We start from the raw sequence: 4,927 nt of genomic DNA on the forward strand, positions 1-4,927 counted from the left end.
CTTTTGGTAAGTATTATGACTATCACCGCCGTGATATTGCCGCCAATGAGGTAGATTATCTCAATGTGGAAGATCCTAATGTCTTCTCCCATCGTGCATGGGAACTTGAACATCAGAGAAAACAAGAAATTAGAAGAAATCAACCTACTCGAGCTAAGAAAAAGTCACATGATATAGAATTGTAATCATCTAAAGTATTGTCCTGGCACCATAAATGGTGCCGAGACAATAAATAATATTCACACATTATTATTCTAATATTCCGCCTATTTACTTTAATTTGAAATCCAAGTCATAGTCTAGCATTTTCAATGCCTATGCTATCAACATTCTTTTCCTTCAATTAAATAGACGTTGTCTGCTAAAACAATCAAGATACAACGATTTTACTGTTCAATCTTTTTCTGTATGAAATGTTCAATAACATTATTGAACATAATGTCATCAAATTTTTCTCCGGAAAATACGTTATCACAAATTTCTATTAACCAATCGACATCTTTGAACGGAAGCTTGTTCTTCAATAAACGAAGCATTTCCGCAATGTTGGGCTGAATATCTTGCGTTTGATCTGCAAGATAGCACGCATCTTCTGGTTCCGTCAACAACTCCACAGATTTAGAATATATCCATAGTTCTTCTGCAATATCTCCTATTGGAAATTCATCGACATCGGTGACTTTTTTTTCAGGCAAATCATATTTTTCACTAAAGCAGTCAAGCATTTGTGCCGTCACATCCACAGGATATGGATGTAATAATTTATCAAGCGATAAATAATTTTCTGATTCAATTGCCTTCTTGACATCAACAAGCATCTGTCGAGGGAACTGTAAAGCAGCAGAATTTATTTCTTCAAACTCGTTAGCGGATAATATGACTAGATAATCAAAGGGAGCATCAGAAAATGCGATACAACCCAGAAGCCATTCGGTTAAATTGCTTTCCGATGCCATATCAAAATTATCAACTATAATTGGATAATAGCTCAACATATCAATGGTATAAATTTTATCAGGAAAATGAATCAAATACTTGGATTTTAATGCCAAAAATCCTTCTTCTGCGATTTTTCTTTCATCTCGACAATACCCATCATACCAATTCCTAATTTGATATTTATTAAAATACTTATTTGGCGAATGTGCCTGATAGTATCTACAGCACATTATTAGTCGCTCTATATTTTGCGTTTCCATAACACAAAGAACCATCTGTCTTTCCTGAAAACCAAAATCAATTGCAATTTCTGCAAAGTAATTCTGCATCGTTACAAGAGAACTTTGAGCTGTTATGAGGTTTACCATAGCCAATCTTTGTTTTTGTTCTTCCTTAGCAAGAAAACCCGCAAACTGATTCATAAAGTTTTGTATGCTTTGAAAGTATTTATTCTTTATTTTTCCTAATCTCTCAGGCACTGTAGCTTTTTCTTCAAAAGGACGATCTTCCTTAGGATATCGTTTTTCACCTGTGGTAATTAAGGCGAAGTCTTCACGAAGTTTATCTACTTCCCCTGCCAAGCCCCCTAATGTTTTTCCGCTAAGAAGTTTATAAATACAGGCACAGCACTTATCTGCAAGCAAACATATATGTTCTCTCACATCAAACCAGTAATTTAACCATTCTGTCACGGTATCAAATTCGTAATTGCTCATAATGGTCTTGTTCCATAGCGACGTAAGATTCTGATGAAACATGATTACAATGTTTCTAATGGACATTTCTTTATGTGCATCGTCGGGAACAGGATAAGCCGCGAGCAAATCAACTGTCGGCTTGAGTGCATCCGCGCAATACAAATCAAAAATAGGCAAGGCTTTGCAAAGGAGTTTCAACCTTGAGACGCTCTGCTCATTTCCCGTTTTAATATTGTGCAATCGAAGGATATATTCAATGTGAATCGCATTTTTTTCGGAATCAATAAATACCCTATGTGATCTGGTCCACTGCTTGAGGTACGTAAGAATACTCTTAAGATTTCGTTCCACAAATTCCATATATTTCTCTCTGTTCCCGCAGTAGGAGAGATACATCAGCGTAGAAATGCACTCCAGCGTCAATTTTTCCGGCTTGCTCCAAAGATCGTCCAGAGAAAATCCGACCGATACATTCCACGCTGGATTGATGTTATAGATCCACTCAGAAATGGAGGCATAGGACATGATGTCCTTTATTCCGTCAAACCGAAGGGTGCACAGTTTCCTATATAGACAATCGCAGAAAACATAGACATACGTTTCCTGCAAACGGCAGGTGGGAATACGCTCCCGTAATCGGCAAAGATATTCTATATTCTTATTATCCGGAAATGTTTCCCGCATTTTGTCCAGCGTATCCATCGACACACCGAAATCCTCAAATACAGCAAAGGGGCACATTTCGGTCGATATAAGAAAAAGACCGCCGTGGGCATCTGCATCGTCAAACATAGCCCGATTGGAAAGGAAATACTGCATCACACTCCCTGAAAAAAGCCCCTGTATTGCAGAAGTATAGTTTGAAAGGTCTTTTTCATCCCATAGACTCTCGACCGCATCGCGGAAAAATGTCTCTTTGTTCAGGGTAAACTCCGGCAGATGAGAAAACAGTATCGATAGGTCCGCTTTGTCCGCCATTTTCATAACTGAAATGGCGGTATTGTCAATTGGCAGGAATTCATGCAGCCTCTCAACAACGTGCTTTGACCGAATTGGATGCAGCCCCTCAATATACCCGCTCTCTTCATTTACATGCACAAGGAACTCGGATTCCATACATTTTAAGAGCTCCCCAAAATCCGATCCAGAATCTTCTGATTGACTCGCATAAAGGTTGACAGCAGAAAGCCTGACTCCGCAAAGATCTGCAAAACATACTTTGCGCAGGATTTCACATTTTGCTTTGCCAGAAGATGATTGTCCTATTTCGGATATTTGTGAGGCTATTCTTTCTGATAACATCTCACCATGAGTAAGCAAGTAGACATACTCTATAAGTAGTTGCCTTTCTGCAATCTTATTCCATGCTCTTTGCCAGCTTGTTATGCTTGGGTGAAGCTGCTTAGCCTCTCCGAATAGATTGAATATCTCTATTGCTTCCTTTTCTTCTAAAGCCGGCTTAATTACTTTCAAAGACTGAATATTGCTCAAGTCGCCACTATAATTATACCAATCCATCTCTCGCGATGTGATGAGCAACTTATAATGACAATGCAATTCGGATTGTAAGAGCTGAACAAGATAATTCCATTTGCTGAGATGGTTATCCAGATTGTCAATTAAGATAAGAATCTTTTCACCAAGCTGAATTCTTGCTTTGAAATATTGGACAATATTCCCAATTTCTTTTATCTCATCACACCATAGTAACTGATATGGTATATATTCATTTTGGAGAATATAAGCTGCCCGCAAAGCCAGCGTGGTTTTTCCTTGCCCACTAGAAGCTTTAATTACAGTAACCATGTTTTCGCAAATAGAATTAATAACATCTTTTTCTAAACTCGGTCGTTTGATTGGAAACCCACTTACTATATCTGCTGGTGTTGCTTTTTTCCCTTCGTAAAAACTACACCCTTCATCAATGCTAGGCTTAGAGTAGTCCAGTTTACGAATCCAACTATGAGCTGGATTTTGAGGACCCTTACTGATATCTATTTTGACAGATTGGATTTTGGAATCTAATTCTGCTTTGGTCACATAGGCCCGCTGCTCCATTTTTTCAAAGCAAAGAATTTTTATGCTATTTGCAAATAATGAAACATTGTCTGTGTTAATCTCATAAATTCTAATTAAGGTTTTTTCAATTTCAGTAGCAAGTATAGATTTTTCAATCTTCTCAAATGACAGATGTGAAAAAAATTTATCGAAATCATAAACAGACCAATTCCAAGAAGGATTGTTTTTCTTGATATTTGAAATCACGCCAGCCCAATAGGTGCGTGATTTTTCGTCTAACTTAGATGCAAATATCTTACTTAGATGGCCTTTTGCAACAGGAAAATCATAAACAAGCTTAAAAAATCTATTTTGATCCAGCAAATATGCTTCAAGAAAATTTTTGAGCACATCAGTTAAAAAGCTGGCATCCTGTTTGTTGACAGAATATTTCAACTGTATATGAGTAATATCATTACTACCATTTTTCTGCATGATACAATCAATATCTTCAATCCCCTCAAGCTGGAAAAAATTGCTTGGATTTGATGACGAAAGAATTAAATAACACGAATACAAAAATTGATATGAATACCCCCTGAGTGCAATTTGTCCGCCATCCCTAGAAATACTTAATTCCTGAATATTTGCTTTTGGAGCTGTAACCTTTTTGTTTTTCTTCTTTGTGCTTTTTCCCATATTTCTCCTTTCGTTCTCTTATTACATCTACACGTGCTCTAATCTGTACTTATCAAATTTTCCAATTCAGAATATCGAAAGATTCTATTTCTATTAGGAAGTTTAATGGCATTCATCAATTCCATTTCCTTGTAATGAATAAAACATTTTAGATACTATAATAAAAAATCCCGCTGCTTTAATAATACCATCTTCTTAACCCATTTTCTATATAATCTCTTCCAAACAGCGAAAAGCTCCCGAAGGAGCTTTCCATTACCTTAAATATACACTAATTCTTTTAACACAATCTCTTCCGCTGCATTCCGGATGTTATTTACAGCTCCAACCCACACCATCTGATCACGAGCTTTCAATTCTTCCGTAACGCCTTGCTTCTCCATCATCTGACGCACCAGAATATCCATTCTCTCCTGTGCTTCATCGTCCACAGTATTCAGATGTTCTGTCAATCTGTCTTCCAACATATACAGAGAATACATTGCCGAACGATGCTCTTTCAGATACGTTTTCCGAATCATTCCATATTTCCCATAATGCGGTTCTTCATCTGTACTGACAAGATTCGGATAGTAAATTCCGTCTGCGCCAAG

General features: G+C 37.2%; 2 protein-coding genes and 1 pseudogene. 1 reads left to right on the plus strand and 2 read right to left on the minus strand.

Going from position 1 to position 4,927, the window contains the following annotated elements:
- Positions 1-185, plus strand: a pseudogene (locus WMO75_RS18765) (MobQ family relaxase); the annotation flags it as partial.
- A 201-nt stretch (positions 186-386) separates the two neighbouring features.
- Here the strand turns inward: WMO75_RS18765 and WMO75_RS18770 are convergent.
- On the minus strand, positions 387-4,334 hold the full coding sequence (locus tag WMO75_RS18770) for a P-loop NTPase (RefSeq protein ID WP_349078728.1): 3,948 nt from the start codon (positions 4,332-4,334) through the stop codon (positions 387-389).
- Positions 4,335-4,594: 260 nt separating this feature from the next.
- On the minus strand, positions 4,595-4,927 hold a 333-nt coding region (locus tag WMO75_RS18775; protein ID WP_349078730.1), incomplete at its 5' end, for a TnpV protein.

The organism is Blautia intestinihominis (genome assembly GCF_040096655.1).
Lineage (GTDB): Bacteria > Bacillota > Clostridia > Lachnospirales > Lachnospiraceae > Blautia_A > Blautia_A intestinihominis.